The 25,202-nt window shown below is 61.6% G+C and carries 22 protein-coding genes and 2 pseudogenes; 9 read left to right on the forward strand and 15 right to left on the reverse strand.

Translation table 11 applies throughout. The features are described 5' to 3' along the window. Nucleotides 1–2: 2 nt before the first annotated feature. A complete protein-coding gene (locus tag DKB71_RS03800) occupies nt 3–1,355 on the reverse strand; it encodes a 3-oxoacyl-ACP reductase (RefSeq protein WP_408599658.1) in 1,353 nt (450 codons plus the stop codon). 119 nt (nt 1,356–1,474) lie between these two features. Between DKB71_RS03800 and DKB71_RS03805 the strand changes: the two genes are divergently transcribed. Together DKB71_RS03805 and DKB71_RS03810 are read left to right on the forward strand one after the other, a co-directional pair. Then, nucleotides 1,475–2,752 carry an acetyl-CoA C-acetyltransferase gene (locus tag DKB71_RS03805; protein ID WP_323629189.1) on the forward strand — a complete coding sequence of 426 codons (1,278 nt, stop codon included), beginning with the start codon at nt 1,475–1,477 and terminating at the stop codon, nt 2,750–2,752. Nucleotides 2,753–2,829: 77 nt separating this feature from the next. After that, entirely contained in the window at nt 2,830–3,621 is a 792-nt protein-coding gene (locus DKB71_RS03810; RefSeq protein WP_408599659.1) for an AraC family transcriptional regulator, read from the forward strand. A 93-nt stretch (nt 3,622–3,714) separates the two neighbouring features. Here DKB71_RS03810 and DKB71_RS03815 read toward each other — a convergent pair whose 3' ends face one another. Together DKB71_RS03815 and DKB71_RS03820 are read right to left on the reverse strand one after the other, a co-directional pair. Next, nucleotides 3,715–4,482 (reverse strand): methyl-accepting chemotaxis protein, encoded by a 768-nt coding sequence (locus DKB71_RS03815; RefSeq protein ID WP_404821821.1) that lies wholly within the window; start codon nt 4,480–4,482, stop codon nt 3,715–3,717. Between the two features lie 90 nt (nt 4,483–4,572). Further along, nucleotides 4,573–5,904, reverse strand: a pseudogene (locus DKB71_RS03820) (cache domain-containing protein); the annotation flags it as partial. Between the two features lie 200 nt (nt 5,905–6,104). On the opposite strand from DKB71_RS03820, the gene DKB71_RS03825 reads away from it, so the two are divergent. Further along, a complete protein-coding gene (locus DKB71_RS03825; protein ID WP_274077767.1) occupies nt 6,105–6,998 on the forward strand; it encodes a PA4780 family RIO1-like protein kinase in 894 nt (297 codons plus the stop codon). A gap of 423 nt (nt 6,999–7,421) precedes the next feature. Here the strand turns inward: DKB71_RS03825 and cueR are convergent, their stop codons facing one another. From cueR to DKB71_RS03840, 3 genes are all read right to left on the reverse strand, one after another. Then, on the reverse strand, nt 7,422–7,835 hold the full coding sequence (gene cueR, locus DKB71_RS03830; protein ID WP_408599660.1) for a Cu(I)-responsive transcriptional regulator: 414 nt from the start codon (nt 7,833–7,835) through the stop codon (nt 7,422–7,424). Then, the gene (locus DKB71_RS03835) at nt 7,832–10,225 is read right to left on the reverse strand and encodes a heavy metal translocating P-type ATPase (RefSeq protein ID WP_408599661.1); all 2,394 of its coding nucleotides are present in this window, start codon (nt 10,223–10,225) and stop codon (nt 7,832–7,834) included. Before DKB71_RS03835 ends, cueR begins: the two co-directional genes overlap by 4 nt. 133 nt (nt 10,226–10,358) lie before the next feature. Continuing rightward, entirely contained in the window at nt 10,359–10,742 is a 384-nt protein-coding gene (locus DKB71_RS03840) for a hypothetical protein (protein ID WP_408599662.1), read from the reverse strand. 159 nt (nt 10,743–10,901) lie between these two features. Here DKB71_RS03840 and DKB71_RS03845 point away from each other — a divergent pair, with 159 nt between their 5' ends. Beyond that, complete coding sequence (locus tag DKB71_RS03845) at nt 10,902–11,099, forward strand: heavy-metal-associated domain-containing protein (RefSeq protein WP_274077763.1); 198 nt, start codon at nt 10,902–10,904, stop codon at nt 11,097–11,099. A 91-nt stretch (nt 11,100–11,190) separates the two neighbouring features. Then, nucleotides 11,191–12,387 (forward strand): multidrug effflux MFS transporter, encoded by a 1,197-nt coding sequence (locus tag DKB71_RS03850; protein WP_408599663.1) that lies wholly within the window; start codon nt 11,191–11,193, stop codon nt 12,385–12,387. An 8-nt stretch (nt 12,388–12,395) separates the two neighbouring features. Here the strand turns inward: DKB71_RS03850 and DKB71_RS03855 are convergent, their stop codons facing one another. Further along, nucleotides 12,396–12,566 carry a hypothetical protein gene (locus DKB71_RS03855; RefSeq protein ID WP_274077761.1) on the reverse strand — a complete coding sequence of 57 codons (171 nt, stop codon included), beginning with the start codon at nt 12,564–12,566 and terminating at the stop codon, nt 12,396–12,398. A gap of 172 nt (nt 12,567–12,738) precedes the next feature. Further along, nucleotides 12,739–13,752 carry a zinc-binding alcohol dehydrogenase family protein gene (locus tag DKB71_RS03860; protein ID WP_408599664.1) on the reverse strand — a complete coding sequence of 338 codons (1,014 nt, stop codon included), beginning with the start codon at nt 13,750–13,752 and terminating at the stop codon, nt 12,739–12,741. Between the two features lie 119 nt (nt 13,753–13,871). On the opposite strand from DKB71_RS03860, the gene DKB71_RS03865 reads away from it, so the two are divergent. Both DKB71_RS03865 and DKB71_RS03870 read left to right on the forward strand, forming a co-directional pair. Continuing rightward, nucleotides 13,872–14,801: a LysR family transcriptional regulator gene (locus DKB71_RS03865; protein ID WP_408599665.1), complete on the forward strand. Its 930-nt coding sequence runs from the start codon at nt 13,872–13,874 to the stop codon at nt 14,799–14,801. Nucleotides 14,802–15,026: 225 nt separating this feature from the next. Then, a complete protein-coding gene (locus DKB71_RS03870) occupies nt 15,027–15,761 on the forward strand; it encodes an ArsR/SmtB family transcription factor (protein WP_408599666.1) in 735 nt (244 codons plus the stop codon). Between the two features lie 66 nt (nt 15,762–15,827). On the opposite strand, the gene DKB71_RS03875 is transcribed toward DKB71_RS03870, so the two are convergent. The 3 genes from DKB71_RS03875 to DKB71_RS03885 form a co-directional block, all read right to left on the reverse strand. Then, the gene (locus tag DKB71_RS03875) at nt 15,828–16,781 is read right to left on the reverse strand and encodes an adenosine deaminase (RefSeq protein ID WP_020796340.1); all 954 of its coding nucleotides are present in this window, start codon (nt 16,779–16,781) and stop codon (nt 15,828–15,830) included. A 78-nt stretch (nt 16,782–16,859) separates the two neighbouring features. Further along, nucleotides 16,860–17,828 (reverse strand): 2-oxoglutarate and iron-dependent oxygenase domain-containing protein, encoded by a 969-nt coding sequence (locus tag DKB71_RS03880; protein ID WP_408599667.1) that lies wholly within the window; start codon nt 17,826–17,828, stop codon nt 16,860–16,862. 143 nt (nt 17,829–17,971) lie between these two features. Beyond that, on the reverse strand, nt 17,972–19,045 hold the full coding sequence (locus DKB71_RS03885; RefSeq protein WP_408599668.1) for a BMP family ABC transporter substrate-binding protein: 1,074 nt from the start codon (nt 19,043–19,045) through the stop codon (nt 17,972–17,974). Between the two features lie 285 nt (nt 19,046–19,330). Between DKB71_RS03885 and DKB71_RS03890 the strand changes: the two genes are divergently transcribed. Then, nucleotides 19,331–20,422 (forward strand): calcium:proton antiporter, encoded by a 1,092-nt coding sequence (locus DKB71_RS03890; RefSeq protein ID WP_323607129.1) that lies wholly within the window; start codon nt 19,331–19,333, stop codon nt 20,420–20,422. A 138-nt stretch (nt 20,423–20,560) separates the two neighbouring features. Here the strand turns inward: DKB71_RS03890 and DKB71_RS03895 are convergent, their stop codons facing one another. Both DKB71_RS03895 and DKB71_RS03900 read right to left on the reverse strand, forming a co-directional pair. Further along, the gene (locus tag DKB71_RS03895) at nt 20,561–21,919 is read right to left on the reverse strand and encodes an 8-oxoguanine deaminase (RefSeq protein WP_408599669.1); all 1,359 of its coding nucleotides are present in this window, start codon (nt 21,917–21,919) and stop codon (nt 20,561–20,563) included. 166 nt (nt 21,920–22,085) lie between these two features. Then, nucleotides 22,086–22,769: an SDR family oxidoreductase gene (locus DKB71_RS03900; protein WP_408599671.1), complete on the reverse strand. Its 684-nt coding sequence runs from the start codon at nt 22,767–22,769 to the stop codon at nt 22,086–22,088. A gap of 109 nt (nt 22,770–22,878) precedes the next feature. Here DKB71_RS03900 and DKB71_RS03905 point away from each other — a divergent pair. Continuing rightward, a pseudogene (locus DKB71_RS03905) lies at nt 22,879–23,167 on the forward strand (hypothetical protein). Here DKB71_RS03905 and DKB71_RS03910 read toward each other — a convergent pair. Continuing rightward, nucleotides 23,164–24,090, reverse strand: a complete 927-nt coding sequence (locus tag DKB71_RS03910; protein WP_323607121.1) for an ABC transporter permease — start codon at nt 24,088–24,090, stop codon at nt 23,164–23,166. The pseudogene DKB71_RS03905 and the gene DKB71_RS03910 sit on opposite strands and share 4 nt — an antisense overlap. Then, nucleotides 24,090–25,196: an ABC transporter permease gene (locus DKB71_RS03915; RefSeq protein ID WP_408599672.1), complete on the reverse strand. Its 1,107-nt coding sequence runs from the start codon at nt 25,194–25,196 to the stop codon at nt 24,090–24,092. The genes DKB71_RS03910 and DKB71_RS03915 overlap by 1 nt, the downstream gene beginning before the upstream one ends. Nucleotides 25,197–25,202: the final 6 nt, after the last annotated feature.

The following is a 25,202-nucleotide window of genomic DNA, read 5'->3' on the forward strand; positions in this document are numbered from 1 at the left end:
GCCTAGGCCCCCAAAACGCTTTGCCCGCAGACACGCAGTGCCTGGCCGGTAAACGCGCCGGTGCCCGGTTGCGCGAGCCAGGCCACCGCTTCGGCGACGTCCTGCGGCAGGCCGCCCTGGCCCAACGAGCTCATGCGCCGTCCGGCTTCGCGCAGGCCGAATGGAATGTGCGCGGTCATCTGGGTTTCGATAAAACCCGGCGCCACGGCATTGATGCTGATGCCCCGCTCATGCAACAGCGGCGCCCAGGCTTGCGCCAGGCCAATCAGGCCAGCCTTGCTCGCCGCATAGTTGGTTTGCCCGCGATTGCCGGCGATGCCGCTGATCGACGCCAGCAGGATCACCCGGCCATTGTCGCGCAGGGTGCCGCTGTCGAGCAGGGCCTTGGTCAGCACTTGCGGAGCGTTGAGGTTGACGGCGAGTACCGCGTCCCAGAATTCCGGGGTCATGTTGGCCAGGGTCTTGTCTCGGGTGATGCCGGCGTTGTGCACCACGATGTCGATGCCGTCGGGCAGTTGTTCGACCAGTTCCGTGGCGGCGTTCTCGGCACAGATGTCGAGGGTGATGCCACGCCCGCCGAGGCGTGCGGCGAGGGCGTCGAGGTCGTTCCTGGCCGGGGGGACGTCGAGCAGGATGACCTCCGCACCGTCACGGGCCAGGGTTTCGGCGATGGCGGCGCCGATACCGCGCGCCGCACCGGTGACCAGTGCCTTGCGCCCGGCCAGCGGGCGAGTCCAGTCCATTACCTGGGTGTCGCAGGCAGTCAGGTTGATGACTTGCCCGGACACGAAGGCGCTTTTCGGCGAGAGAAAGAACCGCAGCGGTCCTTCCAGTTGATCCTCGGCACCTTCGCCAACATGGATCAGCTGCAAGGTGCCACCGCTGCGCAGTTCCTTGGCCAGCGAGCGGCTGAAGCCTTCGAGGGCGCGCTGGGTACTGGCGGCGAATGGGTCGCTCAACGACTGCGGGTCACGTCCCAGGATCACCAGGTGGGCACTGTGGTCGAGATTTTTTATCAGGGGCTGGAAGAACTCGCGTAGTTGCTTGAGCTGGCCGACCTGCACCAGATCACTGGCATCGAACACCACGGCCTTGAGTTTCGGACCGTGTCCGGGAATCCACGCGGTCGCCATCGAGGGCTCGGTGCCGTAGGTGTAGATCGCGTCCGTCAGGCGGTTGGCGAAGGCGTTGACCTTCTCCGCCAGCGGTCCGCCGCCAATCAGTAAAGCGCCTTCCACAGGGCGCAATCGGCCCGCTTGCCAGCGTTCCAGGCGTACCGGCGAAGGCAGGCCCATGGCCCCGACCAGACGATGGCCGATGGACGAATTGGCGAAGTCGATATAGCGGTCGGACATGGAACGCGCTCCAGCAGATGAGGTTCAAAGTGTGGACCATGAATGGCAATCAGTCGTTCGATTTGCCAGATTCGGCCTACGCTTGCGGGTAATGGCCTTCACAGAATAGGAAGCTTTTCATGACTCAGCTGCGTCGCGTCGCGATCATCGGCGGTAATCGGATACCCTTCGCTCGCTCCAACGGACCCTATTCCACCGCCAGTAACCAGGCCATGCTCACGGCTGCACTCGAAGGCCTGATCGAACGCTACAACCTGCATGGACTGCGCCTTGGCGAAGTGGTGACGGGGGCGGTGCTCAAGTTGCCACGGGACATGGCGCTGACGCGCGAGTGCGTGCTCGGTTCGCGGCTGTCGCCCGCTACCCCCGCCTACGACATCCAGCAGGCTTGCGGTACAGGGCTGGAAGCGGCGCTGCTGGTGGCGAACAAAATTGCCCTCGGCCAGATCGACTGCGGCATTGCCGGTGGCGTCGACACCACTTCGGACGCGCCAATCAGTGTCAACGAAGGGTTGCGCAAGATTTTGCTGCAGGCCTACCGCGCCAGCACCACCGCGGAAAAACTCAAACCCTTCCTGCAGCTGCGCCCCCGGCACCTGATTCCCGAGTTCCCGCGCAATGGCGAGCCGCGCACCGGTATGTCCATGGGCGAGCATTGCGAGTTGATGGCGCAGGCCTGGAACATTCCCCGTGAAGAGCAGGATCAGCTGACGTTGCTGAGCCATCAGAACCTGGACGCGTCCTACGCCGAAGGTTGGCAGAACGATTTGATGACGCCGTTTCTTGGCCTCACCCGCGACAACAATTTGCGCCCGGACCTGACCCTGGAAAAGCTCGCCTCGCTCAAGACCGTTTTCGACAAAAGCGCAAAAGGCACCCTGACCCCCGGCAATTCCACGCCGCTGACCGATGGCGCATCCTTGGTGCTGCTGGGCAGTGAGGCATGGGCGAAGGAACGTGGTCTACCGATTCTCGCCTACTTGCGTGACGGCGAAACCGCCGCGGTGGATTTCGTCCATGGCGCCGAGGGCCTGCTGATGGCACCGGTGTACGCCGTGCCGCGCCTGCTGGCGCGCAATGGCCTGACCCTGCAGGACTTCGATTACTACGAGATCCATGAAGCCTTTGCTGCCCAGGTGCTTTGCACCTTGAAGGCGTGGGAAGACCCCGAGTACTGCAAAAGCCGCCTGGGCCTCGAAGCACCGCTGGGGTCCATCGACCGCAGCAAGCTCAATGTCAAAGGCAGCTCACTGGCGGCCGGGCACCCGTTTGCGGCCACGGGTGGGCGCATCCTCGCCAATATGGCCAAGTTGCTTGATGCGGCGGGGAAGGGGCGTGGCCTTATCTCAATTTGCGCCGCAGGCGGTCAGGGGGTAACCGCCATCATCGAGCGATAGGGGCGTCCGGTATTGAATGGATGCGTGACATGGCCTAACGTCGGCCCATCAGCCGTCTCGCAACACAAGGCCAGGTTATGCCGACTAACGGACAGGTTTCCCTCGAGCGCAGCATCCCGCCCCTCATCACGCTGCCGCGTCCGTTGTATGCCCGGGTGGAAAGCCTCAATGCCGGGTCATGGACGCCGTCCCATCGCCACGACTGGGTGCAGTTTTCCTATGCCATCAGTGGCGTGCTCGGCGTGCACACCGCCGAGGGCAGTTTCTTCGCGCCGCCGCAATGGGGCATCTGGATTCCGGCCGATCTGGATCACCAGGTCGTGACCTCGATGCGCGCCGAGATGCGCAGCCTGTATGTGCGTCGCGAGGATTGCCAGTGGGCGGACGGGCGTTGCCGGGTGCTGGAAGTGACGCCGCTGGCCCGGGAGCTGATCAAGAGTTTTTGCCTGCTGCCAGTGGAATATCCCCAGGGTGACAGCCCGCAGGCGCGGTTGGTGAGTGTGCTGCTCGATCAGTTGGCGACTTTGCCGGAAGTCGGGTTTTCCCTGCCGTTGCCCCGCCATGAACGGTTGCTGGGGTTGTGCAATGAGCTGATCGGAAATCCCGAGAGCAATGTGACCCTGTACCAATGGGCCGAGCGTTTGGGCACGTCGGAGAAAACCCTGATGCGCCTGTTTCAGCGTGAGACCGGGTTGAGTTTTCGCGGCTGGCGCCAGCGTATGCGCTTGCTGTCGTCGCTGAGTCTGCTGGAGGAGGGCGACAGCGTGACCAATGCCGCGCTGGCCTGTGGATATGACTCGACGTCGGCGTTTATTGCGGCGTTCAAGAGCCTGTTCGGGTTTACCCCGGGAGAATTGTTCAGGCAATGATGGCCCCATCGCGAGCAAGCTCGCTCCCACAAGGACAGTGCAAATCCCTGTGGGAGCGAGCTTGCTCGCGATTGACCGCGCAGCGGTCACCGGTCAGGTACGGAACCGGCGCACCAACCCATCCAGCTCATTCGACAACCCGGCCAGGCTCTGGGAATCCAGGCGCGCCGAGTTCGCCAGTTCAGCCACCAATTGCGCATCGCCATGGATCTGGCTGATGTGCCGGTTGATGTCTTCGGCCACCTGATGCTGTTGTTCCGCCGCCGTGGCAATCTGGGTGTTCATGTCACGGATCACATCCACCGACTCGCGGATCTGCCCGAAACTGTTGCGCGCTTCACCGATGCGCGTCACCGATTGCTGGGACACCTCCAGGCTCGCGTGCATCTGCTGGGTCACCTGGCTGGTGCGCTTGGCCAGGTTGCCCAGCAGTCCGTCGATTTCCGCCGTGGAGTCGGCCGTGCGCTTGGCCAGCGCCCGCACTTCATCGGCCACCACCGCAAAACCACGGCCCTGCTCACCGGCCCGCGCCGCTTCGATGGCGGCGTTCAGCGCCAGCAGGTTGGTCTGCTCGGCGATCGAACGAATGGTTCCCAGAATCGACTGGATGTCATTGCTGTCGCGTTCCAGCTGTTGCATCGACTGGGCCGACTGCTCGATTTCCTGGCTCAGGCGATCGACGCTGCTCACGGCCGCGTCAATTTGTTGCTGACCTTCACGGGCCTGGCGCTGGCCGCTGTCGGCGGACTCGGCCGCCTGGCTGCAGGAGCGTGCCACTTCGTTGGCGGTGGCGACCATTTCGTGGAATGCCGTGGACACCATGTCCACCGCTTCGCGCTGGCGTCCAGCGGCTTCAGCCATGTCGCTGGAGACCTGGGTCGAGCTCCTGGAGGTGGCCAGGATCTTGGTCGCGGCGCCACCAATGCTTTGTATCAGGTTGCGAATCGCGGTCAGGAACTGGTTGAACCAGTTGGCCAGTTGCGCGGTTTCGTCACTGCCACGGATTTGCAGGTTCTTGGTCAGGTCGCCTTCACCCTGGGCGATGCCTTCCAGGCCGTCGGCCACGCTGCGGATCGGCCGCACGATGACGCTGGCGAAACTGGCGCCGACGATGGCGAAGACAACGGCCAGTACCGCAGCGATGATGGCGATCAACCAGGTCAGCTGGGTCGCGGTGCTCATCACGTCGCTCTGCTTGATCAGGCCGATGAAGGTCCAGCCCAGTTGCTCCGACGGCCAGACGTTGGCCATGTAGCGTTCGCCGTTGAGCTCGACTTCAACCAGGCCCTTGCCGGCCTTGGCCAGTTGCGCATAACCCTCGCCGAGGCTGTTCAAGGCCTTGAAGTTGTGTTCCGGTTGCTTCGGATCGACCAGCACGGTACCGGTGTTTTCCAGCAGCATCAGGTAGCCGCTTTCGCCGAGCTTGATCTGTTTGACCAGTTCGGTGAGCTGCTTGAGCGACACGTCGATGCTGACCACACCACCGTTGGTGCCCAGCTTGTTGTCGATGGTGCGCACGGTGCTGACGTAGGAAGTATCGTTTTCGGCCCAGTAATAGGCCTCGGTACGCAACGGCTTGCCCGGTTTCGCCTGGGCCGCCTTGTACCACGGACGCTGGCGCGGGTCGTAGTTGGCCAGCTTGGCGTCGTCCGGCCACGACACATAACCACCGGCGGCGGTGCCGAGGATGGCGTAGGCATAGGATGGATGGGCGTTGCCCAGATCCTGCAGGAAGCCAAAGACTTTTTTGTCCATCTCGCCCTGTGGAATGCTGGCGGCGTTGGCGTTCATGTAGGTCTTGAGGCTGTCGTCGGAGTTGGTGATCAGCGGTTGTTTGGCCAGGTACTCGACGTTCTGGCTGATGCCGTCGAAGAACAGTTGCATGGCATTGCTGACCTGACGGATTTCGCGACCACTGCTGTCGACGAATCCTTCCCTGGCATCACTGCGCAGGTTCAGCGCGACGAGGGTGGCGACCAGTACCACCGGCAAGCAGGCGATGATTGCAAACGCCCAGGTCAGTTTCTGTTTGATGTTCATCCGCGCTCCAGATTTTCTTGTAGGCCCACGCAGTGCAGATGACTCGCGGTTTATTGGCAGCCGTAAACGTTGTCGATCAACCCGGGTCCGTGAGTGCGGTATCGTTGTTGTCAGGGAAACGATTGTCGGACAAATCACTTTGTCACTAAGGACTTCGGCTGTTGTCTGCGGAAATTGAGGGCTGTCCGGAAAAATCCCGCGAACGGTAGTGCCGGGGTGTCGGTTTCTGTCACAAATGCCCATGCAGCCCCGGACAACAAGCGCTTCAGGCTCGACTATGATCCAGAAGACCGGTGATGAACTGCAGGTTTTTGCGAGTAAATCGGCACATTGTGTGCATCTGCATGGTTCATAGGTCGGCACCCCCTCCCCCGAATCGGTGGATTGCCGTATAACGAATGACTTTCGCGTGTTTGGTAATAAAGGACCCACAATAAAAGCTGATGAAGACTCCAAAACGCATTGAACCCCTGATCGAGGACGGTCTGGTCGACGAAGTGCTGCGCCCACTCATGAGTGGTAAAGAAGCAGCTGTTTATGTGGTGCGCTGCGGCAACCAGTTACGTTGCGCGAAGGTCTACAAGGAGGCGAATAAACGCAGTTTCCGGCAGGCGGCCGAGTATCAGGAAGGCCGCAAGGTGCGCAACAGCCGACAGGCCCGGGCCATGGCCAAGGGTTCCAAGTTTGGCCGCAAGGAAACCGAAGACGCCTGGCAGAACGCCGAAGTGGCGGCGCTGTTCCGCCTGGCCAACGCCGGTGTGCGGGTGCCCAAGCCGTTCGACTTCCTTGAAGGCGTGCTGCTCATGGAGTTGGTGGCCGACGAGTACGGTGATGCCGCGCCGCGTCTAAACGACGTGGTTCTGGAACCGGACCAGGCGCGTGAATATCACGCGTTCCTGATCTCGCAGATCGTGCTGATGCTGTGTACCGGTCTGGTGCACGGTGACCTGTCCGAGTTCAACGTGCTGTTGACCCCGACCGGCCCGGTGATCATCGACTTGCCGCAAGCAGTTGACGCGGCGGGCAACAACCACGCGTTCAGCATGCTGGAGCGGGACGTGGGCAACATGGCGTCCTATTTCGGACGGTTTGCACCGGAGTTGAAAAAGACCCGGTATGCCAAGGAAATGTGGGCTTTGTACGAGGCGGGCACTTTGCACCCGGCCAGCGTCCTGACCGGCGAGTTCGACGAACCGGAAGAACTGGCGGATGTGGGCGGCATCATGCGCGAAATCGAGGCCGCGCGCCTGGATGAAGAGCGCAAGCAAGCCGCGCGTGCGGCTGACGATGCTCCCCCCAAGCCAGCCGAAGAACCGCCTCCACCGTGGATGCAGTGATCGGCTAAAGAAAAACCCGGCTTCGGCCGGGTTTTTTCTGGGTGAAGGGACTCAATGTTTATGGCGTCCGACGCACCGCCTTCGCGAGCAAGCCCGCTCCCACATTCGATCTGCACTGGACACAGAATTTGTGTTCGGCGACGATCCAATGTGGGAGCGGGCTTGCTCGCGAAGGCGTTAGCACAATCAAAATCATTGTCAGACGGGATCCGCGTTAGCACAACACCCCGACTCCAGATTCTTCAGAATCGGACAATCAGGTCGATGATCCCCCTGACAATGCTCCACCAGATCCTGCAACGTATCGCGCAATTGCCCCAGCTCCCACATTCGATCTGCACTGGACACAGAATTTGTGTTCGGCGACGGTCCAATGTGGGAGCGGGCTTGCTCGCGAAGGCGTTAGCACAATCAAAATCATTGTCAGACGGGATCCGCGTTAGCACAACACCCCGACTCCAGATTCTTCAGAATCGGACAATCCGGCCGATCATCCCCCTGACAATGCTCCACCAGATCCTGCAACGTATCGCGCAACTGCCCCAGCTCCCGAATCTTCTGGTTCAGTTCATCGATATGCTGGCGCGCCAACGCCTTCACATCGGCACTGGCGCGCTGGCGGTCCTGCCAGAGGGTCAACAGCTTGCCGACTTCCTCCAGGGAAAACCCAAGGTCCCGTGAGCGTTTGATGAACGCCAGCGTGTGCAGGTCGTCATCGCCGTAAACCCGGTAGCCGCTGTCGGTGCGATGAGCCGCCTTGAGCAGGCCGATGGACTCGTAGTAGCGGATCATCTTTGCGCTCAGGCCGCTGTGGCGGGCTGCTTGGCCGATGTTCATCGGTTGTCCTCCAGGTCCTCGGGTTTCCAGGTTTTCAACAGTAGTGCATTGCTCACCACGCTGACGCTCGACAACGCCATGGCTGCACCGGCCAGCACCGGATTAAGGAACCCGAAGGCGGCCAATGGAATGCCGATCAGGTTATAGACGAAGGCCCAGAACAGGTTCTGCCGGATCTTCGCATAGGTCTTGCGGCTGATCTCCAGTGCCGCCGGCACCCGCCGTGGGTCGCCATGCATCAAGGTAATGCCGGCCGCATGCATGGCCACATCGGTGCCGCCGCCCATGGCGATACCGATATCGGCCGCGGCCAGCGCTGGCGCATCATTGATGCCGTCGCCGACCATTGCGACCACGCCGGTTTTCTTCAACGCAGCGACAGTGGCGGCTTTGTCCGCCGGCAGGACCTCTGCGTACACATCCTGGATGCCCAGCGCCTTGGCGACCACGTTGGCACTGCCTCTGTTGTCACCGGTCAGCAGATGACTGCTGATATTGCGCGCGCGCAGTTGTTGTACCGCTTGCAGCGCGCCAGGCTTGAGCGTATCGCCGAAAGCGAACAGGCCCAACACTCTCGGCTCGGGACTTTGTTCGATCAGCCAGGACAAGGTCCGGCCTTCGGTTTCCCACGCGCTTGCCGAATCCGCCAGATTACCAGCCTCCAAGCCAGTTTCTTCCAGCAGGCGCCGATTGCCCAGGGCCAGGCAGCGACCCTCAAGGGTGCCGGCAATGCCTCGGCCGGTCAGGGATTGGCTGTCAGTCACGTCGGCCACGGCCAGGCCTCGCTCGGCGCACGCATCCAGCACCGCCTTGGCCAGCGGATGCTCGCTGCCGCGTTGCAGGGCGCCGGCCCATTGCAGCAGGCTGCCTTCGTCGCCATCGAGGGCGCTGAGGTGGGCGATACGTGGGGTGCCCGAAGTCAGCGTGCCGGTCTTGTCGAACACCACGGCGCTGACTTCATGGGCACGCTCCAGCGCCTGGGCATCCTTGATCAGAATGCCGTAGCGCGCCGCGACGCCGGTGCCGGCCATGATCGCCGTTGGCGTGGCCAGGCCCAGGGCACATGGGCAGGCGATCACCAGCACCGCCACGGCATTGATCAGCGCGGTCTCCAGCGGGGCGCCATAAAGCCACCAGCCGATCAGGGTCGCCAAGGCCAGCAGCAAGACCACCGGGACGAACACCTGGCTGACTCTATCCACCAGTTTCTGGATCGGCGCTTTCGCCGCCTGGGCGTCCTCCACCAGGCGAATGATCCGCGCCAGCACGGTTTCCGCGCCAAGGGCCTGGGTGCGCACCAGCAACCGGCCTTCACCATTGATCGCGCCGCCCGTGACCTTGTCACCAGTTTGTTTGGGCACCGGCAGGCTTTCGCCGCTGATCAAGGCTTCGTCGGCATGGCTCTGACCTTCGACCACTTCGCCGTCCACCGGGAAACGTTCCCCGGGCTTGATCATGACCAGGTCATCGAGACGCAGGGCGCTGATCGCCACCTCCTGCTCTCGACCATCGATCACCTGGATCGCCCGCTCCGGGCGCAGCGCTTCCAGGGCGCGAATGGCGCTGGCGGTCTGGCGTTTGGCGCGGCTTTCCAGGTATTTACCCAACAGCACCAGGGCAATCACCACGGCCGAGGCTTCGAAGTACAGGTGCGGCATGCGCCCGGCGGCGGTGGCCCATTCGTAGAGGCTCAAGCCATAGCCCGCGCTGGTGCCCAAGGCAACAAGCAAGTCCATGTTGCCTGCCCCGGCACGCACGGCTTTCCAGGCGGCCACATAAAAGCGCGCGCCGAAGATGAACTGCACGGGCGTTGCCAAGGCGAATTGCGCCCAGGCCGGGAGCATCCAGTGCACGCCGAACGGTTGCAGCAACATCGGCAATACCAGCGGCAAGGCGAGGGCAATGGCTGCGATCAACGCCCAGCGCTCGCGCTGCAGGCGGGTTTGCTGAGTATCGACGTGCGGCTGATCGTCCTGCCAGACGCTGGCGGCATAACCCGCCTTGCTCACGGCCGCGATCAAGGTTTGCGGGTCGACTTGCCCGAGCAGTTCCAGATGGGCGCGTTCATTGGCCAGGTTGACGCTGACACTCTTGACCCCCGGCACTTTGTTCAGCGCCCGCTCGACCCGGCCGACGCAGGAGGCGCAGGTCATGCCGTCGATGCTCAATTCCAGGCGCTGCCGAGGTACGCTGTAACCGGCTTTTTCCACTGCGTCCATCAAGGCCGGCAGGCTGTCGGCCGGCGCCTGGACCCGGGCCTGCTCGGTGGCCAGGTTGACGCTGACGGCACTGGCGCCGATGACTTTGCTCAAGGCGCGCTCGACACGCCCGGCGCAGCTGGCGCAGGTCATGCCGGCAATCGGCAGATCGAAAGTAGTGGATTCGGACATCGGTCACGCTCCCTGTAGAAGATGCCTACAGGATCAACCTTGCCATGCTGGCAAGGTCAAGCGCCATTTTTAAAGCAAAAGATCGCAGTACACCTGTAGGAGCTGCCGCAGGCTGCGATCTTTTACAGGCAACTCAATATCCAAGACCTGCACGCTTTAGATACATCCCATCCTGGGTCATCGCAATCCGGTACTTCAACACATCTCCGGCCCGCAACTGAATATCCTGCGAACCCGGCGCCAGCATCCCCGGGTTGCACCCCGGCGCCTGGCCGGGCAGCAGCTTGAGGCGCAGGGAGACATTGCCCGGCGGCAGGTTGAACGAGGTGCTTTGCTCCTGGAATAGCCGCGCCGCCAACTGGTCCTGGATGTACACGCCGATCTCGCAGCTGGTTGCGACTTCCAGGCGCTCGCGGGAAATGATCAGCACGCCATAATCCTCCCCGGCGGCATGGGTCGAGGTGGTGACGGTGAAAAGGCCGAGCAGGCCAAACAGGCTGAAAGCTGACCAGCGCATGGCTGAATCTCCTGGGTTCAAATCGTAAATACCCGCAGCTTGGCCGAGCGCGAAGCCGATTGCCAGCCCGGCAGGTCACTGCAGAACTTGACCTTGCCATGGTGGCAAGCTCAAGACTGCAGGTCACCTCTTTCGAATGGCACATTAAAGGAGTCATCCATGCAAGTGTTCAACGTTGAAGGCATGTCCTGCGGTCACTGCGTCAAGGCGATCACCCAGGCGGTGCAGGCCCGGGATCCGGCGGCGAGTGTGCGGGTCGACCTGGCGGCCAGGGAAGTCGGGGTCGAGAGCGCATTGAGCGCCGATCAAGTGATCGCGCTCATCAGTGAAGAAGGCTACAGCGTGAAATTGGCCTGACTTTTTAATAGTTAGCGAGCTAACTTAATGTTCAAGGCGTCCATGCGCGGCTAGACTGTCGGGCTGCCGACTTCTGTTCCATGGATGCCTGATGAATTTTCGTACAATCCTTATTCTTGGCGCCTTGAGCGCTTTCGGTCCGCTGGCGATCGATTTCTATCTACCGGCGTTCCCGGCGATGGCGCTTGCCTTCGGTACCGACGAACAACACGTCCAACTGACCTTGGCCGCTTATTTCCTTGGTTTGTCCATTGGCCAGCTGGCCTATGGTCCGGTGGCGGATCGTTTCGGGCGACGCATTCCCTTGTTGATCGGCGTCGGCTTGTTTACCGCCGCTTCGTTGGCGTGCGCCTATGCACCGAACCTGGAATGGCTGATCGGCGCACGCTTCGTGCAGGCCCTGGGCGGTTGCGCGGGCATGGTGATCTCGCGGGCGGTGGTCAGCGACAAATGTGATGCGGTGGGTTCGGCAAAAGTCTTTTCGCAGCTGATGCTGGTAATGGGCCTGGCGCCGATCCTGGCCCCGATGCTCGGCGGCTTGCTGGTCAACACCACGGGCTGGCAGTCGATCTTCCTCGCGCTGACCGGTTTCAGCGCCTTGGCAGGTCTGGCTGTGGCACTGGGTTTGCCGGAAAGCATGCCCGCCCATTTGCCACGCCAACCCCTGAGCGGGGCGTTCCGTCAGTACGCACGCCTGCTGAAGGACCCGGTGTACCTCGGCCATGCCATGACGGGCGGCATCGCCATCGCCGGCATGTTTTCGTACATCGCCGGGTCGCCGTTCATCTTCATCAAGCTCTATGGCGTCCCGGCCGAACACTTTGGTTGGTACTTCGGTGTCAACGCAGCGGGGTTCATTCTGGTGGCCCAGATTAATGCGCGACTGTTGGCCAAGCGTGGTCCGGCGTTCCTGCTGACGCGCACCGTGTGGATCTACCTCGGTGCCGGCCTGGCATTGCTCGCTGTCAGCGCGCTGCACACCGCGCAGCTGTGGCCGTTGCTGATTCCATTGTTCGCCTGCATCGCCAGCCTGGGTTGCATCCTGCCCAATGCCTCGGCCTGCGCGATGAACGGCCAGGGCGCCCGCGCGGGTAGCGCTTCGGCAATGCTCGGATGCCTGCAATTCAGTGTCGCGGCAGGCGCCGCGGCGCTGGTGGGTGTTTTGCACGACGGCAGCGCCATGCCGATGGCCATGGTCATCAGCCTGTGCGGGATTCTGGTGGTGAGCGCGGCGATGCTCACCCGGCGTCTGCAAAATGCCCGGGCGCTGGTGCAAGCCCAGGTCTGAGGACGGACTCAGCCAGCGGCACGCTGCTGGCGGTCGGGGATCTGATGGGGAGCGTGCAATCGCGCTTCAAGGGTATTGGTGAACGCCCGCGCTTCCGCTTCGCTGCGGAACATCACGGTATGTTGGTCCAGGCGGACCTGCCACTGGGATTTTGCCAATTCTTTTATCAGGATCTTCATAGCTGAACTCCTCTTGTAAAAGTCGTTGCGTAAAAAGGATGGGTAAAAGATTTCCTCGCAGAGGTCTCGATTGTAGACCCGATTACGATGGCTTCTATGACAAGGATCAACTCTCGGACTGACGGTTTGTAACAAAAAAAATCGCAGTCCGAGGGCCAATTCCTGAGGATGCCTAGAACCCTTCCAGCACGATCTTGCCCTTGGATTTCCCGCTTTCCAACAGCGCATGTGCACGCCGCAGATTAGCCGCATTGATGGTGCCAAAGTGTTCGCCAACCGTGGTTTTCAACGTCCCGGCATCGATCAGATGGGCCACCCGGTTGAGCAGTTTGTGCTGCTCGATCATGTCCGCGGTCTCGAACAGTGAGCGGGTGTACATGAACTCCCAGTGCAGCGACAGGCTCTTGCGCTTGAGCTTGGTCACGTCGAGGGTTTTCGGGTCGTCGATCAGCGCCAGCTTGCCTTGCGGTGCCAACGCCTCGACCAGTTGATCGAGGTGATGATCGGTCTGGGTCAGGCTGGCGACATGGGTCACCTGATCAATGCCGGCGTGCTTGAGCGCTTCACTCAGCGGCTGGCTGTGGTCGATCACCTGGTCGGCGCCCAGGGCCGTGACCCAGCTTTGGGTTTGCGGGCGCGAAGCCGTGCCGATGACCTTCAGCCCCGTGAGCTGTTTGGCCAGTTGCGTGAGGATCGAGCCAACGCCACCGGCGGCGCCGACGATCAGCAGGCTCTGGCCTTCATCGGTCTTGCCTTCGCGCACTTGCAGGCGCTCGAAGAGCAACTCCCACGCGGTAATGGCGGTCAACGGCAGGGCAGCGGCTTCGGCGAAACCGAGGCTTTTCGGCATATGGCCGACGATTCGCTCATCCACCACGTGCAGCTCGCTGTTACCCCCAGCGCGGGCAATGGAGCCGGCGTAGAACACCTTGTCGCCGGTCTTGAACAAGCTCACTTCACTGCCAACGGACTTGACCACGCCGGCCACGTCCCAACCCAGCACTTTGGCCGTACCGACTTCTGGCTGGACGTTCTGACGGACCTTGGTATCGACCGGGTTGACCGAGATGGCTTTGACTTCCACCAGCAGGTCACGGGGGCCAGCGACCGGCTCCGGCAGGTCGATGTCTTGCAGGGCGTTTTCATCGCTGATCGGCAGCGAGGCGTAGTAGGCAACGGCTTTCATGGAAGGCTCCCAGATAACTGTGGATTCGATGGGGCGGATGATTGGCTATTTCTTCGCAAGATAAAACCCGCTAAAACAGCAGTCTCTTTCAATATTTTTTTGATAATAAAAGGCTTTGCATGCTGCGATTCGATGATTTGCAGTTATTCGTCCGGGCCGCGGACCTGGGCAGTCTGTCCGCGGCCGCGCGGGGCATGGACATGTCGGCGGCGGTGGCAAGCGCGGCGTTGAAACGCATTGAACAGCAGCTGGGCGCCCGACTGCTGGCGCGTTCGACCCGCAGCCTGCGCCTGACCGCCGAGGGCGAAGGTTTTCTCGAGTACGCCCGGGCGGCCTTGAGTTCCCTCGACGAAGGCCGGCGATTGTTGGCCAGTGGCCAGGATCAGGTCAGCGGAGTCCTGCAGCTGTCGGCACCGTCGGACTTCGGTCGCAACCTGTTGCTGCCCTGGCTGGACGAGTTTCAGCGCGAGCACCCGAAGCTGACCGTGCGCCTGCTGCTGGGCGATCGCATCGCCGATCTGTTCCGCCAGCCGGTGGACATCGCCCTGCGCTACGGCGAGCCGGAAGACTCCAGCCTGGTGGCGCTGCCCATTGCCCCTCACAATCGTCGCGTGTTGTGTGCCGCGCCCGAATATCTCGCCCGGCGTGGCGAACCGCGCCAGCTGGAACAACTGGCCCAGCACAATTGCCTGCTGTTCATGCTGGGCAGCCGCGTTCACGATCACTGGACCTTTCATGACGGCAAGCGCGAGGTCGGCCTGACCGTCAGTGGCGATCGTTTCAGTGACGATGCCGATGTCGTGCGTCTGTGGGCGCTGGCAGGGGCCGGGATCGCGTACAAATCCTGGCTCGATGTGGCCGCCGATGTGCTCGCGGGGCGCTTGAAAGTGCTGCTGCCGGAGCTGCTCTGTGAGCGCGCACCGCTGAATCTGTTGTGCGCCCATCGCGCACAATTGAGTAAGCCGGTGAACCTCTTGTGGGAAATGCTTGCCAGCCGATGCGCGCGCTTGAGTAGTCATTTTCCAGGGTTATCAGACATTGATCATTAGTCGCAGGTAAAAAGCGAAATTTCCCTCAGGAACTATCAGCATCTGCGGTTTGCAGGGGGCAGGATCTGGCGGTCAACCGGCCTATACTAACGTTCGCCTCGTACACGCACGTCGATCGCCATGGCGAAACCGGTTTATGGCAGTTTCCACGTTTGGCCGACGGCACCTTACTGGTCAAGATATCTCTGGGCAGCAGGACGAAACGATTCAACAGGGAGTGAATACATGGAACATGCACCTTGCATCAGCCAGATAGCCACATTGCTGGCTGACCCCAAGCGCAGCGCAATGATGTGGGCCTTGATGGACGGCTCGGCGCGACATACCGAAGAACTGGCATTGATGGCCGGCCTGTCACCGTCCTCCGCCAGTGCGCACCTGGGGCGGTTGTCCGCCGGAGGTCTGTTGAAAGTAGAAGCCCGTGGGCGAAAGCGCTTCTTCCGCCTGACGGCTCCCGAAGTCGGTGCCGCGATCGAAGCGCTGGCCAGCGCCACGCAGGCCAGCGCACCCCAGGATATCCCGGATATTTTCAAGCGCGCCGCGCCCCTGGCGAAACCTCGGCCGAGCGCTTCGCCGTTGTTGCGCGCACGGCTTTGTGACGACCATTTGGGTGGCACCCTGGCCGCCGATCTTTACCAGCGCCTGCTGGACGCGGGCTGGATCGAACAGTTCGATCAGCGGGTCACGGTCACGCTCAAGGGCGCGACGCAGTTGGAGGCACGCGGCGTCTTCATTCAGGCGCTGGCCCATCGCAACGGCAAGGTCGCCTGTGCGTGCCCCGACTGGAGCGAAAGACGCCCGCACCTGGGCGGCGCCCTGGGTGCGGCGTTGTTGCAGCTGTTCATGCAGTCGGGTTGGCTGAACTTGCCCATGGATTCCCGTGCCCTGCAGCTCACCGCCGCCGGGCAGCGAGAAATTCACCGGTTCGCCAAACAGACCGAGGTTGAAATGGCCTTGTAGGAGCTGGCTTGCCAGCGAAGAGGCCTTCGCTGGCAAGCCAGCTCCTACAGAAGAGTCGGGTAAACCTCAGGGTTTTACCAAACGAGCATCCAGGCTGTTCTGCGCCAGGCGTTTGGCCTGGTCCTGGGTCATGCCCAGATCGGTATACAGGGCATGGAAGTTTTCGGTGACGTAACCGCCGAAGTACGCCGGGTCATCCGAGTTCACGGTCACTTTCACGCCACGCTCGAGCATGTCGAGAATATTGTGCTGGGACATGTGATCGAACACGCAGAGCTTGGTGTTGGACAGCGGGCACACGGTCAGCGGAATCTGCTCGTCGATGATGCGCTGCATCAGGCGCTCGTCTTCGATGGCGCGCACGCCATGGTCGATGCGCTGGATTTTCAGCAGGTCGAGGGCTTCCCAGATGTACTCGGGCGGGCCTTCTTCACCGGCGTGGGCGACGGTCAGGAAACCTTCGCCACGGGCGCGATCGAACACCCGCTGGAATTTGCTCGGCGGGTGGCCCATCTCGGAGCTGTCCAGGCCCACGGCGACAAACGCGTCGCGGAACGGCAGCGCCTGGTCGAGGGTTTTCTGCGCCTGCTCTTCGCTCAAGTGGCGCAGGAAGCTCAGGATCAAGCCGCTGGTGATGCCCAGTTGCTGCTCGCCATCCTTCAACGCGGCGGCGATGCCATTGAGCACCACTTCGAATGGAATGCCACGGTCGGTGTGGGTCTGCGGATCGAAGAACGGTTCGGTGTGAATCACGTTCTGCGCCTTGCAGCGCAACAGGTAGGCCCAGGTCAGGTCGTAGAAGTCCTGGGAGGTGCGCAGCACGTCGGCACCCTGGTAATACAGGTCGAGGAACTCCTGCAGATTATTGAAGGCGTAGGCCTTGCGCAGGGTTTCGACATCGCTCCATGGCAGGGCGATCTTGTTGCGTTCGGCCAGGGCAAACAGCAGCTCGGGCTCCAGCGAACCTTCCAGGTGCAGATGCAGTTCTGCCTTGGGCAGGGCGTTCAGCCAGTCGTACATAATTCTTTTCTCATCAGGTGCAATGGCGCCATTCTACAGAGGCTCGCTGCAAAAATTGGTAAAACCTGACCAGGCGGTTCATTCCACCGCCTCCTGATCCCGTCTATAAGCGTAGGTATCGGCGAAGCGTGAGAGCAGGAATTGGGCGCACGTGGTGGCCGGGTATTTCGCCGGCTGCTGCTCATCCTGGCACCCCGGCAGGCATTCGATGCGGGTGTCGGGGTGCGGCTCGGCAAAGAATGGCATCGAATAGCGATCTACGCCCAACGGGCTGATCACCCTGTGTGGCGTCGACAGGTAACGGTCGTTGCTCCAGCGCGCCATCATGTCACCGAGGTTGACCACGAACGTCCCTTCGATCGGCGGTGCGTCGATCCATTCGCCCTTTACGTTCCTGACTTGCAAGCCACCGGCAGAATCCTGGTAGAGCAGGGTGATGCAGCCGTAATCGGTGTGGGCACCGGCGCCTTGCTGATCGATGGAGCTGGCGGTGTGACGCGGCGGGTAGTGAATCATCCGCAATACGCTGACCGGCTCGACAAAGCGTGTGTCGAAAAAGTCGCGCTCGATGCCGAGCGCCATGGTCATTGCCCGCAACAGGGTTTGCGCGAGCGCCTGCATGTCGACGTAGTGCTGCTCCATCAGCGCCTCCCAGCCCGGCACCGATGGATGGCGGTTGGGGCCGCGCAACGGTTTTTCCGCCAGTACTTCGGGATGGTCGAGGGGCAGGTGCAGGCCCATGTCGAAGGTTTCTTTCAGGTCGCTGGGTTTGCTCGGGTCCAGTTGTTCGGTGGCGATGGCGCCGTAACCGCGATGGTGGCGGGACAGGGTGATGTCGATCTTGAGTTTTTCGGCGGTGGGCAGGGCGAAAAATTGCTTGGCGCTGTCGAACACGGCATCGATGCGCGCCGCGCTGATTGGATGACCCTTGATGTAGAAGAATCCCCATTCGCGGCAGGCGAGATCGATTTGTTGTGCCACGGCTGGCCAGGCGCTGTGATCGTCGCTGTAGAGCGGGGTGATGTCGATGATGGGAAGGCTGTTCATACGCGGTCCTTACATACGCCGAAGATCCAATGTGGGAGCGGGCTTGCTCGCGAAGGCGGTATATCAGGCAACATCAATGTTGCAGGTACTGGCCCTTTCGCGAGCAAGCCCGCTCCCACAGGGTTTTGTGGTTGCTCTGGGATTTATTTCGGCATCTCGGCCTTCATGCCTTCCACGTAATAATTCATCGACGCCAGCTCCGTATTCGTCGCGCTAACCCCCGCGGGTATTTTCTCGACCCCGGCCTGGTCCTTGATCGGCCCGGTAAACGGCTGCAGCGTGCCGCTCTTGATGTCGGCGATGATCTGTTCGGCTTCGGTTTTCACCACCGCCGGCACCAGGTCGCTGATCGGCAGTTCAACGGTGCCTTCCTTCAGGCCACCCCAGTAATCCTGGGTTTTCCAGCTGTGGTCGATCACGCTTTGGGTCGCTTGCAGGTAATGCGGCGCCCAGTCGTTGACGATGGAGGTCAGCACCGCCTTGGGGCCGAAGTGCGCCATGTCCGAAGCGTAGCCCACGGCATACACGCCGCGCCGTTCAGCGGCCTGGATCGGCGCCGGGCTGTCAGTGTGCTGGAACACCACGTCGACGCCCTGGTCGATCAGCGCGTTGGCGGCGTCGGCTTCCTTGCCCGGATCGAACCAGGAGTTGACCCACACCACCTTGATCTCGGTGCCGGGGTTGTACTTGTTCAGGGCCAGTTGAATGGCGTTGATGTCGCGGATCACTTCCGGGATCGGAAACGAGGCGACGTAGCCGATCTTTTTGCTCCTGGTCATCTTGGCCGCGAGGAAACCGCCGACGTAGCGACCTTCATAGGTGCGCGCCAGGTAGGTGCCCAGGTTCTTGTCCTGCTTGTAGCCGGTGGCGTGTTCGAAGGTCACCTGGGGAAACTGCTTGGCGACCTTGAGTGTCGGGTTCATGTAGCCGAACGAGGTGGTGAAGATCAGGTCGTACTTGTCCTTGGCCATGTTGCGGATCACTCGCTCGGCGTCGGCGCCTTCGGCAACGTTTTCCACGTAGTTGGTGGTGATCTGGTTACCGAGTTTTTCCGCCAGTGCCTTGCGCCCCTGTTCATGCTGATACGTCCAGCCGTGGTCGCCGATCGGGCCGATATAGACGAAGCCGACTTTCAGCGGCTCGCTGGCACTGGCGGTAAGACTGATCCCCAGACCGATGGCGGCGCACAGCAGTGTATGCAGCGGACGTATTTGCATGAATTCGAACCCCATTTTGTTGTGTGTGGGCAGGGTCAATGCAAATTGCTGACCAACAGGACAACATCGGCGTTAGACCGAGGGGAGGCCTTCGCGGGCAAGCCCGCTCCTACAAGGGTTGCGTAAATCCTGTGGGAGCGGGCTTGCCCGCGAAGAGGCCGGGAAGACCGATAAAAGTGCAGTGCCTGGCACAGCTGCCATCCACTGGTGCGCTAAGGTGAAACGAAACGTTAGCGCCGCGCCGCAGTCAGTCACCTATCGCACCTCAACGGCAAAAGGCCCGCCATGCTCACGATTCTCAAGCAAGAAACCTTTCTGCTGCTGGCCCTGATCGCCGCCGTCGTCGCTTTCCCGCTGGAACATTGGTTGCTGCACAGCGGCCAGGCCGTCGCACTATCTGCAGGGCTGGTGCTGATCGCGTTCATCGTCGCCGCCTCCATGCGCGTCGCCCATCAGGCCGAACTGCTTGCGGAAAAGGTCGGCGACCCCTACGGCACGATGATCCTGACCCTGGCCGCGGTGCTGGTGGAAGTAGTGATCCTGGCGATCATGATGAGCAACGAAGCCTCGGCCACCCTGGTGCGCGACACGATCTACTCAGCCGTGATGCTCGACATCAACGGCATCCTCGGCCTGGCGGCGTTGATGGGCGGGCTCAAGCACGGCGAACAGTCCTACAACGATGATTCGGCGCGCAGCTACAGCGTGATGATCCTGACCGCCATGGGCGTGTCGATGGTGGTCCCGGAGTTCATTCCCGAAGCCGACTGGAAGCTCTATTCGGCGTTCACCATTGGCGCGATGGTGGTGCTCTATACCTTGTTCCTGCGCATGCAGGTCGGGCCGCACAGTTACTTTTTCAGCTACAGCTACCCGGACAAACGCCGCAAAAAAGAACCCCTGGAGCAGGAGCCGGCACCGATCAACCTGACGTTGTCCATCGGCATCCTGGTATTCGGTGTGGTGGTGATCGGCGCCTTGGCCGAAGTGATGTCCAAGACCCTCGACCTGGGGCTGGAAGGAACGGGCGCACCACCGGTGATCACGGCGATCCTGGTGGCGGCCATTTCGGCGGCGCCAGAGATTCTGACGGCATTGCGCGCGGCGCTGGCCAACCGCATGCAGTCGGTGGTCAACATCGCCCTGGGTGCCTCACTGTCGACGGTGATCCTGACGGTGCCGGTGATGGAGGCGATGGCGCTCTACACCGGCCAGCCGTTCCAGATGGCCATGACCCCGGTGCAGACCGTGATGATCTTCATCACCCTGATCGTCAGCGCGATCAACCTCAACGATGGCGAAACCAACGCCATCGAAGGGATGACTCATTTTGTGCTGTTTGCGACGTTTATCATGTTGTCGTTGCTGGGCCTGTGATCCAACCGAAAATCAATGTGGAAACTGGATCAATGTGGGAGCGGGCCTGCTCGCGAAGGCGGTGTGTCAGGCAATGAAATATCGACTGAAACATCGTCTTCGCGAGCAAGCCCGCTCCCACATTAGATCTCCATAGGCTTAGACGCCTGCGATCAACTGCCGAGCTGCTTGAGTGTGATCAGCGATCAACCCTTTCAGATCCAGCCCTTCGACTTGCCCGTCGATCACTCGCCATTTGCCGCTGACCATCACCCGATCCGCGCGATCGGCACCGCACAACAACAGCGCCGACACCGGATCGTGACTGCCGGAGAAACGCAGTTCATCGAGCTTGAACAACGCCAGGTCCGCCTGCTTGCCCACCGCGATCTCGCCGATATCGGTCCGCCCGAGCAAACTGGCCGAGCCCTTGGTCGCCCAGCCCAGCACGCGCTCTGGAGTGATCTTCTCGGCACCGTAGCGCAGGCGCTGGATGTACAGCGCCTGACGGGTTTCGAGCATCATGTTCGACGCATCGTTGGACGCTGAACCGTCCACGCCAAGACCGAGCAATGCGCCGGCATCGGTCAGCTCGATGGTCGGGCAAATGCCGGAGGCCAGGCGCATGTTCGAGCTCGGGCAATGGCAGATGCCGGTGCCGGCCGCACCGAGGCGAGCGATCTCGTCCGGGTTGAAGTGGATGCCATGGGCCAGCCAGGTACGAGGGCCGAGCCAGCCGACACTGTCCAGGTAATCCACGGTGCGCAGACCGAAACGCTGCAGGCAGAAATCTTCTTCGTCGAGGGTTTCGGCCAGGTGCGTGTGCAGGCGCACGTCGAGTTTATTCGCCAGTTCGGCGCTGGCGGACATGATCTCCGGTGTGACGGAGAAGGGTGAGCAGGGCGCCAGGGCGATCTGGATTTGCGCGCCGTCACCACGTTCGTGGTACTCGGCGATCAGGCGCTGGCTGTCGGCCAGGATGACTTCGCCTTCCTGTACGGTTTGCTGCGGCGGCAGGCCACCGTCCTTTTCACCCAGGCTCATGGAGCCGCGCGTCAGCATGGCGCGCATGCCCAGTTCGCGCACGCTTTCGACTTGCACGTCGATCGCATTTTCCAGGCCTTCGGGGAACAGGTAATGGTGATCGGCAGCCGTGGTGCAACCGGATAGCAGCAATTCGGCCAGTGCGACTTTGGTGGCCAGGGCGAGTTTTTCCGGCGTCAGCCGTGCCCAGACCGGATACAGGGTTTTCAGCCAGGGAAACAACGGCTGGTTGACCACTGGCGCCCAGGCGCGGGTCAGGGTTTGATAGAAGTGGTGATGGGTGTTGATCAGCCCCGGCAGAATCACATGCTCGCGGGCGTCGAACACTTCGTTGCAAGGCGTGGCAGGCTGCTGGCCGAGGCCAAGCACTTCGACGATCAAACCGTCTTGCAGCACCAGGCCGCCACGGGCATCGAGACCGTTGGCTGTGAAAATGGCGAGGGGATTTTTTAACCAGGTACGGGTCGCAGGCATGTTGGCCGGCTCCTCTGAAAGTTGGGTTCAGGGTTGCCAGCTCAGTGTTGCCCTGTCTGCTGATCCAGGGTCGCCGGGGAGGCGAGGTGCGAAGTGTCGATCAAAAGGGCTTCGCGGGCAAGTCCGGTCCGACCAGACAACGCAAAACCCCATTGGGGCGGTGTAATTACCAGGGAATGGTTTCACCCCGGTAATTGATGAAGTGATGCCCGCCCTTGCCCACATACGCATTCACCTGATCCACCAGCCCCCGCGTGCTGGTCTCTACATCGATGTCAGCGCCTTCACCGCCCATGTCGGTTTTCACCCAGCCCGGATGCAGCGACAGCACGGTGAGTTTCTGTTCGCCCAGTTGAGTGACGAAGCTGTTGGTCATGGAATTGAGTGCCGCCTTGCTGGCCTTGTACAGTGCCAGTTCCGGCGCGTCGGGCATGGTCACGCTGCCCAGTACCGAGCTCATGAAGGCCAGCACGCCGCTGTCCGGACGGATTTGCCCGGCAAAACGCTGGGCCAGGTTGATCGGCGCCACGGCGTTGGTGAAGAACAGTTGGCCGACTTCGGCCAGCGTCGCGCCACCGTTGGGCGTCTGCACCTCAGGGCCTTTGACGCCGGCGTTGACGAACAGCAGGTCGAACACTTCGTCCTTCAGTTGCTGACTCAGCGTGATCACCGCTTGCTGATCGTCCATGTCGAGCTTTTCGATCCGCACATTGCCCACTGCCTTGAGGGCTTCGGCGTTTTGCGGATTGCGCACAGTGGCGGTGACTTGCCAACCGTCGGCCAGCAGGGCTTTCACCAGGCCGAGGCCAAGGCCCCGGGAGGCGCCGATGATCAGTGCAGTTCTGGACATGTGTGGCTTCCTTGAGAGTTCAGGGACGTGGTTTCCGGATCCGGCTTGACCCTGGAGCATACTCCAGGCTTTAGCCTTGTTGCTCCCTGAAATTGATGGAGCAATGTCGATGTGGACTTCAACGCAGTATCGTCAGCTGGTACGCGGCAGCGCGTGGTACGACCTGGTCGTCATGGCAGCGTTCGCCACACCCTGGAGTTTTGCCGTGGTGCATGGACTGTTGTCGAGCCTGATGCTGGTGGTTTTTCCTGGTGTTTGAATTGGCGTGGGGCGTGGCTCAGGTGTTGCCTGTGCGGGACCCTTCGCGAGCAAGCCCGCTCCCACATTGGATTGGTGTGCACTCGGTCAATTGTGGGAGCGGGCTTGCTCGCGAAGAGGCCGTAACAGTCAGCGCTTAATGCCCGGCCCGCCACGGCTGCCCCAACGAAACCGGCGCATACAAACGGGTGCGCAACCGGTCCCGGGACAGCAGCACCAGCACCACGATGGTCGCCACATACGGCAGCATCGCCAGCAAACTCGACGGAATCGCCAACCCCAGCCCCTGCGCCACCAGGTGCAGGATGCTGGCGAGCCCGAACAGGTACGCACCGAGCAGCAAACGCCATACCCGCCAACTGGCGAACACCACCAGGGCCAGGGCAATCCAGCCGCGGCCGGCGCTCATGTTTTCCGCCCACATCGGTGTGTAGGCCAGCGACAGGTACGCGCCGGCCAACCCGGCCATCGCGCCGCCGAACAACACCGCCAATGCCCGCACGGCCAACACCGGCAAGCCCATGGCACTGGCGGCATCCGGGTTTTCGCCGACCGCCTGGATGATCAGCCCGACGCGGCTTTTCAGCGTCACCCAGGCCACCAGCGCAAACAGCGCGAATGACAGGTACACCAGCAGGTCCTGGGCGAACAGCATCCGCCCGATCAACGGGATCTCGCTCAAGTACGGGATCGCCAGCGGCTCGAAGCCCGCCAGCGGTTTACCCACCCACGCCGCGCCGACAAAGGTCGACAGCCCTACGCCGAAAATCGTCAGGGCCAGCCCGGTGGCCACCTGGTTGGCATTGAAGACCAGCGCCACCAGGGCAAACAACGAGGACAACAGCATCCCGGCGAGCATTGCCAGCAAGACGCCAAGCCAGAGGTTGCCGGTGCTGAACGCGATGATGAAACCGATCACCGCGCCAAACAGCATCATGCCTTCCTGGCCCAGGTTGAGTACGCCGCTTTTCTCGCACACCAGTTCGCCCAGCGCCACCAGCAGCAACGGCGTACCGCAGCGAACCATGGCGTAGAAAATGTTGCTCAGCAGATCGATATCCATCACAGCGCTCCTGCTGGTACGGCGGTGGCGGGTGCACGGCGAGCCCAGTGCAGGTTCAAACGGGGTCGGTAGAGAATCAGCACATCACAGGCGAGCAGGAAAAACAGCATCATCCCCTGGAACAATTGGGTGATCGCCTGCGGCAGGTTCAAGCTCATTTGCGCGTTCTCGCCACCGATGTACAGCAGCGCCATCAACAGGCTGGAAAACAGAATGCCAAGGGGGTTCAAGCGCCCGAGAAACGCCACGGTGATCGCCGCATAGCCGTAGCCTGGAGAAACCTGCGGGACCAATTGCCCGATCGGCCCGCTCACTTCACAGGCACCGGCCAAGCCCGCGAGGCCGCCGCTGATCAACAGTGCCAGCCAGACCAGGCGTTTTTCGCGAAAGCCGACAAAACCGGCTGCGCGCTTGTCCAGCCCAAGCACCTTGATCTGGAAGCCGAGAAAACTTTTCTGCAGCAGCACCCACACCGCCACCAAAGCGAGCAGTGCGAAATACACGCCGGCGTGAACCCGACCGTCTTCCATCAACAGCGGCAAGCGGCTGGCGTCACCGAACATCGCCGACTGCGGAAAGTTGAACCCCTGCGGATCTTTCAGCGGGCCGTGCACGCAAAACAGCAGCAGGTTCAGGGCGATGTAATTGAGCATGATGCTGGTGAGGATTTCATTGGCGTTGAAGTGCGTGCGCAACCAGGCCGTCAGCCCAGCCCATGCGGCACCGGCCAGGGTCCCGGTGAGCAGGGTCAGGACCAGTGCCCAGCGACTTTGCAGCTCGATGATATTCACCGCCAACGCACTGCCGGCCAGGGCGCCGAGCAGCAGTTGGCCTTCGGCGCCGATGTTCCAGATTCGCGCCTGGTACGCAACGGCCAGGCCCAACGCGCAGAGCAGAATCGGTAACGCTTTGACCAGCCATTCGGAGATGCCATACAGGTCGCTGATGGGCGCGATCAACAGTGTATGCAAAGTCAGCAAAGGATCGTGGCCCAAAGCGATAAACAGCAACGAGCCACAGCCCAGGGTCAGGACCGCCGCCAGCAACGGCGAGCACCACAGCATCAGGCTCGATTGCTGGCCACGGGGTTCAAGAGAAAGCAGCATGTGAAA

Origin of the sequence: Pseudomonas sp. PLMAX, assembly GCF_046042685.1 — a bacterium.
GTDB classification, from domain to species: domain Bacteria; phylum Pseudomonadota; class Gammaproteobacteria; order Pseudomonadales; family Pseudomonadaceae; genus Aquipseudomonas; species Aquipseudomonas putida_AE.

Bases quoted from the DNA above. Each gene is read 5' to 3' on its own strand.
- DKB71_RS03800 (WP_408599658.1), bottom strand. From the start codon at position 1,355: ATGTCCGACCGCTATATCGACTTCGCCAATTCGTCCATCGGCCATCGT.
- DKB71_RS03805 (WP_323629189.1), top strand. From the start codon at position 1,475: ATGACTCAGCTGCGTCGCGTCGCGATCATCGGCGGTAATCGGATACCC.
- DKB71_RS03810 (WP_408599659.1), top strand. From the start codon at position 2,830: ATGCCGACTAACGGACAGGTTTCCCTCGAGCGCAGCATCCCGCCCCTC.
- DKB71_RS03815 (WP_404821821.1), bottom strand. From the start codon at position 4,482: ATGGCTGAAGCCGCTGGACGCCAGCGCGAAGCGGTGGACATGGTGTCC.
- DKB71_RS03825 (WP_274077767.1), top strand. From the start codon at position 6,105: ATGAAGACTCCAAAACGCATTGAACCCCTGATCGAGGACGGTCTGGTC.
- cueR (WP_408599660.1), bottom strand. From the start codon at position 7,835: ATGAACATCGGCCAAGCAGCCCGCCACAGCGGCCTGAGCGCAAAGATG.
- DKB71_RS03835 (WP_408599661.1), bottom strand. From the start codon at position 10,225: ATGTCCGAATCCACTACTTTCGATCTGCCGATTGCCGGCATGACCTGC.
- DKB71_RS03840 (WP_408599662.1), bottom strand. From the start codon at position 10,742: ATGCGCTGGTCAGCTTTCAGCCTGTTTGGCCTGCTCGGCCTTTTCACC.
- DKB71_RS03845 (WP_274077763.1), top strand. From the start codon at position 10,902: ATGCAAGTGTTCAACGTTGAAGGCATGTCCTGCGGTCACTGCGTCAAG.
- DKB71_RS03850 (WP_408599663.1), top strand. From the start codon at position 11,191: ATGAATTTTCGTACAATCCTTATTCTTGGCGCCTTGAGCGCTTTCGGT.
- DKB71_RS03855 (WP_274077761.1), bottom strand. From the start codon at position 12,566: ATGAAGATCCTGATAAAAGAATTGGCAAAATCCCAGTGGCAGGTCCGC.
- DKB71_RS03860 (WP_408599664.1), bottom strand. From the start codon at position 13,752: ATGAAAGCCGTTGCCTACTACGCCTCGCTGCCGATCAGCGATGAAAAC.
- DKB71_RS03865 (WP_408599665.1), top strand. From the start codon at position 13,872: ATGCTGCGATTCGATGATTTGCAGTTATTCGTCCGGGCCGCGGACCTG.
- DKB71_RS03870 (WP_408599666.1), top strand. From the start codon at position 15,027: ATGGAACATGCACCTTGCATCAGCCAGATAGCCACATTGCTGGCTGAC.
- DKB71_RS03875 (WP_020796340.1), bottom strand. From the start codon at position 16,781: ATGTACGACTGGCTGAACGCCCTGCCCAAGGCAGAACTGCATCTGCAC.
- DKB71_RS03880 (WP_408599667.1), bottom strand. From the start codon at position 17,828: ATGAACAGCCTTCCCATCATCGACATCACCCCGCTCTACAGCGACGAT.
- DKB71_RS03885 (WP_408599668.1), bottom strand. From the start codon at position 19,045: ATGCAAATACGTCCGCTGCATACACTGCTGTGCGCCGCCATCGGTCTG.
- DKB71_RS03890 (WP_323607129.1), top strand. From the start codon at position 19,331: ATGCTCACGATTCTCAAGCAAGAAACCTTTCTGCTGCTGGCCCTGATC.
- DKB71_RS03895 (WP_408599669.1), bottom strand. From the start codon at position 21,919: ATGCCTGCGACCCGTACCTGGTTAAAAAATCCCCTCGCCATTTTCACA.
- DKB71_RS03900 (WP_408599671.1), bottom strand. From the start codon at position 22,769: ATGTCCAGAACTGCACTGATCATCGGCGCCTCCCGGGGCCTTGGCCTC.
- DKB71_RS03910 (WP_323607121.1), bottom strand. From the start codon at position 24,090: ATGGATATCGATCTGCTGAGCAACATTTTCTACGCCATGGTTCGCTGC.
- DKB71_RS03915 (WP_408599672.1), bottom strand. From the start codon at position 25,196: ATGCTGCTTTCTCTTGAACCCCGTGGCCAGCAATCGAGCCTGATGCTG.